Annotated in this window: 3 protein-coding genes; 1 reads left to right on the plus strand and 2 read right to left on the minus strand. The window is 30.4% G+C overall.

The window, feature by feature from the left end; translation table 11 throughout:
* Positions 1–161 precede the first annotated feature (161 nt).
* Positions 162–587, plus strand: a complete 426-nt coding sequence (locus AFK68_RS02145) for a thiol-disulfide oxidoreductase DCC family protein (protein WP_094671259.1) — start codon at positions 162–164, stop codon at positions 585–587.
* Positions 588–1,010: 423 nt separating this feature from the next.
* Here AFK68_RS02145 and AFK68_RS02150 read toward each other — a convergent pair whose 3' ends face one another.
* Together AFK68_RS02150 and AFK68_RS02155 are read right to left on the minus strand one after the other, a co-directional pair.
* The gene (locus AFK68_RS02150) at positions 1,011–2,057 is read right to left on the minus strand and encodes a hypothetical protein (RefSeq protein ID WP_168186291.1); all 1,047 of its coding nucleotides are present in this window, start codon (positions 2,055–2,057) and stop codon (positions 1,011–1,013) included.
* Positions 2,008–2,537: hypothetical protein (locus tag AFK68_RS02155; protein ID WP_210407185.1), on the minus strand; the 530-nt coding region annotated here is incomplete at its 5' end. The genes AFK68_RS02150 and AFK68_RS02155, both read right to left, overlap by 50 nt.

Below are 2,537 nucleotides of genomic sequence, written 5' to 3' on the forward strand. Positions count from 1 at the left end.
GTATTTAAGTACATTTCTCTGGAAAAGTTTTGAAGGTTTAGTTTTGGTCATTTAGTCTGTAGTGAAATATTTATGAGAATAAAAGTTCGGTAGGAAAGTTGCTCTATAAGCTTAGTTCAGTGTTATTATTAAGAATAATATTGAAAATAAAACTAAGAACTTTGAATTATATTGTAATTTACGACGGCAACTGCAATCTATGTGTAACCTTGGTGCAGGTATTAGAAAGTATAGACCAAGGTCAACTATTTGAGTATGTTCCTATGCAAGATTTAGAAATATTAAATCAGTTTAGTATTACTGCTGAAGATTGCGAAATGGGAATGATTTTAATTAATACTAAGGCACCAGAATTTAGATGGCAAGGTAGTGACGCAGCAGAGGAAATAGGGCGGTTATTACCTGTAGGCGATGTTTTTGTAACAGCATATCGGGGTTTACCTGGAGCGAAGTGGATGGGCGATCGCTTTTATGAGCAGATTAGAGATAATCGTTATACTATTTTTGGTAAACGTTCTACTACTTATCATTCGCCTTATCCAGTTGGTTGTAAAGCTTCTTTATCTGAAGAAAAATCTTCAACTTAAACTGGGGTATTGAGGTTGAATCTTTTGGGTAATAACTCTCGACTATTTTGACAAAAATATAGTTAATTAAGAAATTAGGGTTTTCGGAAGGATTTTACCAAGAAGTNTCATTCGCCTTATCCAGTTGGTTGTAAAGCTTCTTTATCTGAAGAAAAATCTTCAACTTAAACTGGGGTATTGAGGTTGAATCTTTTGGGTAATAACTCTCGACTATTTTGACAAAAATATAGTTAATTAAGAAATTAGGGTTTTTGCCCAATTTGAATTTTAGTAAGTTTATAGCAACTTAAATTTATATTATGTCGGGATAAAAATTAATTGTAAAGTCATTGCGACTGGAACGGAGTGGAAGGAAGCAATCTCAGGGATGTGAGATATTTATTCCATTTATTCCTCATAATAACTATTCAACCGGAGATGATATTAGTCTCTTAGAAAATCTTCTTTCTTTTCATCTTTAATCCACTTCTGAAAATCTTTAATTTTTTGCTCTACATATTGTTTGTGTTCCAGAAGTTCTACTCTATTAAAAATTGGTAGTAGTGATTTAAGATATTCTACGATTTTATGTGTTGCTTCAATATTCTTAGAGCTACTCAAAATATAATCTTCTGAGGAAAGTTCCTTATAATTCTTAACATAAGGTTCTAGGGGAAGTTTCTTAAAATCCTCAAATTTTTGATTGTGCTTACAAAATAGATCGATAAATTGATAACGTCTTTTGTAGGGAAATGTTGTAGTTACGCTCAACAATAATTGCATCAAATCAATATCTGTATATCTATTTTCCATCAGACTTTTTAGCAGTTTATTTTGTCTATCCTCAAGAATAAATTTCTCTTCTTCTGTTATTTGCAAAAAAAATATTCTTTCGAGAATAGTATTTCTGGATATAGAGATAGATAATTCCTTTTCTTTCTGAGAAATATGCTCAACTACTGAAGTGATTAGTTCCTGATAATTTTCATATTGCCAAAGAAATGTATAGTTTAGGTCATCTTCAAAATAAGGGGAGTTTGAGAATTTTCTTTCCTCATAGTATACCCAGTCAATATATTCAATTATGAAATTCTGGTCAGCATCAAGAATGCGGATGAATATATCTTCAGAGTTAGACGAGTATCCATTGATTTTTTGACTTAATAAATATGCTCGTTTTAGCACATCAAGTTTTTCTGTGAATAGCTCAATTAAAAGTTTATTGACTTGAGTGTAAGGATTAAATAAAAAATCAAAAGGATCGGCATAATTTGTCTGTTCATTCATTTTACTCAGAATAATTTCTGTTACCTGAGCAACCACATTTTTATCTAAGTGACGATATTTGAGAAGAAAGTCGAATCTTTTTGATATTTCACTAAGTTTGCTTTCCCTATATAAGTTATAGAGTTTCTTCAAATAATCAGATGTAATTTTTTCTTTAGGTAGTACAGTTGTAAAATCCAAATAACCATTCTCTCTTTGAAGCATAATCAGATTGGTTGAGCAATTCAAATGCTTTTTCAACTCCAGAAATTTCTATTAACTTTTCAATTAATGGAAATGGAAAATGATTAATTTGAAATGGGTCGCCAAGATTGAGATAATATTTCAGCACATCTAAATAAAGGTCTGAATTTTCACAGGCTAGAAAAAGAACTTCTGCTATTCTACCACTGGGAAATTCAGAAGAGTAATGATTTTTCTCTTTTGTTACAGCTTTTATCTCATGGCATTTAGCAAAGAAATCCTGATAATCCTTAAAATTGTAATTGGCAAAATATTCTTTGATTGGATTTTGCTTAAGTTGTTCATATTCTGTGTATTCTAAATTTGAGTTTTTTCTGTCAGACCAATCAGATAAAAGTATCCTAGATAGCTTATAAGTTTCATTGAAAAATTTTTCTCTTAGTTCATTATTAAATTCAACTTGATGAGACTCTAGAAAATTCAAATATTTCTGAACAATAA

Source organism: Hydrocoleum sp. CS-953, assembly GCF_002260545.1.
Classification (GTDB): Bacteria; Cyanobacteriota; Cyanobacteriia; order Cyanobacteriales; family Microcoleaceae; genus Trichodesmium.

Coding starts and splice junctions, on each gene's coding strand:
- AFK68_RS02150 (WP_168186291.1), bottom strand. CDS start 2,057: ATGCTTCAAAGAGAGAATGGTTATTTGGATTTTACAACTGTACTACCT.